The organism is Actinotalea sp. C106 (assembly GCF_023630195.1).
In the GTDB taxonomy this organism is placed as follows: domain Bacteria; phylum Actinomycetota; class Actinomycetes; order Actinomycetales; family Cellulomonadaceae; genus Actinotalea.
Genome location: NZ_JALPKN010000412.1, coordinates 1 through 2,094, shown reverse-complemented (window position 1 = coordinate 2,094; position 2,094 = coordinate 1). Strand labels below are relative to the sequence as shown.

At 76.4% G+C, this 2,094-nt stretch carries 2 protein-coding genes; both read right to left on the bottom strand.

The genetic code is table 11. The features are described 5' to 3' along the window. Positions 1–1,561: DUF6049 family protein (locus tag L0B03_RS17025; protein ID WP_250448079.1), on the bottom strand; the 1,561-nt coding region annotated here is incomplete at its 3' end. Then, positions 1,558–2,073 carry an NUDIX hydrolase gene (locus L0B03_RS17020; protein WP_250448082.1) on the bottom strand — a complete coding sequence of 172 codons (516 nt, stop codon included), beginning with the start codon at positions 2,071–2,073 and terminating at the stop codon, positions 1,558–1,560. The genes L0B03_RS17025 and L0B03_RS17020, both read right to left, overlap by 4 nt. Positions 2,074–2,094: the final 21 nt, after the last annotated feature.

The window sequence follows — 2,094 nt, the reverse complement described above, 5'->3', positions numbered from 1 at the left end:
GGGTGATGACCGCAAGCTCGGCGAGGAGGTCCTGCGCGGCCTCGGCCGGGGAGAGCGCGGCGCCCTCGTGGCCCTCGGCGGGGCTGACGTCCAGGGCACCGGCCTCGGCTCCGCCCTCGGTGCTCGCAGGGTCCGCGGTAGGCAGGGGCATCGCCGCGCCACCGGTCCGCAGGGCCGTGGACAGGCGCTCGTCGGGGACGAGCACCGCCGCGTCGCCGTTCGCGGTCGTGACCGTGGTCCGGCCCGTGGGGGTGTAGGTCAGGACCGCCGGGGAGGGCAGCGTCCCGGGGCCGACGACGAGGGCCCCACGGTCCGCGACCAGGGCGGCGGTCGCGAGGTCAGGGGCCTCCTCGAGGGGCCAGGCCAAGGAGAGCGCCGCGCCGTCGGGCAGCGGGCCGTCGACCGCGCGGATCTGAGAGCGCGCGACGCCCATGTCCAGGAGGTCCTCGTCCTGGGTGTGCGCGAGGGCCGCGAGGTCGAGGTCCGTGTAGGGCAGCAGTTGCACGTCACGGTTGGTGGTGTCCTCGACGAGGGTCGCGGCCCAGGCCTCGGCGGTCGTCGAGGGGACGTCGCCACCCCCCTCGTCGCCCGCGTCCGGGTCGTCGGGGTCCGCGGGCTCGCCGTCGCCGCTCTCCGTACCCTCGGCCGCAGGGTCCTCGGGGTCCTCGGGGTCCTCGGGCGCGGCGGTGCTGGTCGAGCCGTCCTGGTCAGGGTCGGCGGTGCCCTCCTCCTCGCCCGGGGTCGGCTCCTCGGCCCCCGTGCCGCTCAGTGCCCCCGAGGCCGCGTCCACCAGCCAGGGGTCGACGGCCCAGGTCACGTGCCGGTGCTCGCCGGTGGCCTCGAGCATGGCGGTGAGACGCCCCTCCGGGCCGGTGAGCTCGTCGAGCTCGGCCGTCCACCCCTCCTCGCTCTGGTCCGGTGCCGGGCCGACGACGGGGACCAGCACGCTCACCCGGGTCGCCGTCACCTCCTCCAGGGGGAACCACAGGGCGAACGTGCGGGCCACGCCCTGGGTGCGCCTCGCCGCGTCGTCGACGTCGACGACCTGGACCGCAACGCCCCGGGCCCCCCACGCCGTCGGACTCGTTCTCAGGCCGAGGGACGCGGCGGGGACCGTGACGGTCTGCGAGGTGCTCGCCCCGGCCCCCAGCGGCTCCTCGAGGTCCACCTGCAGCACGACCGTGCCCAGGGAGTCCTCGGGGCCGGCCGTGCGCCAGCGGTCCAGAGAGCTGCGGGAGATGAAGGAGCGGGGGTCGAGGTGCACCAGGACGCGGGGCTCGACGACCGCGGCGTCACCGAGGTTGTCCAGGGTGACGCGCAGGCGGAGGTCCTCGCCGGGCGTGAGGACCTGGGGGGTGACCGCGTCGACGGTCACCGAGATCGGGAGGCCGTCCTCCTCGACCGTGGCCGGGAGGGTGCTCGCGGTGCCCGGGGTGCCGGCGGCCGAGGGCGGGGCCGTGAGCAGGGCGACGGCGGCCAGGGGCCCCAGGGTCAGGGCCGTGGTCAGCGCGAGGCCTGCCAGGACGGCAGCCCGGCGGGAGCGACCCGCAGGTGCTCTCATGCGCGACGTGTGAGCACCGCGGAGGCGGCGATGGCCAGTCGGCGCTCGTTGGGGTAGGCCAGCCGGTCGGGCAGGTCCACGATCGCGATCCAGGCGACATCCTCGGCCTCGCCGTCGGGGTCTCCCTCGACCGTGAGCTCCCCGCCGTGCGCGTCGAGCAGGAAGTGGTGCACCACCTTGTGCACGCGCCGGTCGTCCCCGGTGAACCAGTAGTCGATCGTCCCGAGGGCCTGGACCACCTCACCGTGGATGCCGGTCTCCTCGGCGATCTCCCGGACAGCCGCCTCCTCGGGGGTCTCGGGGCCCTCGAGGTGCCCCTTGGGCAGGCACCACTCCAGGCGACCCGCGCGGTTGCGGCGGGCGATCACCGCGGCATGGGGCAGCCCGCGGGCGTGCTCGATGACCAGGCCGCCGGCCGAGGTCTCCTCGACCACCGGGAGACCGCGGGGGCTCGCGCGCCGCGAGCCGAGGGGGTCGATGCGCAGCGCGTGCCCACCCGGCGGCGTGGGCACGGGGCCCGGCCTGCGACGAGG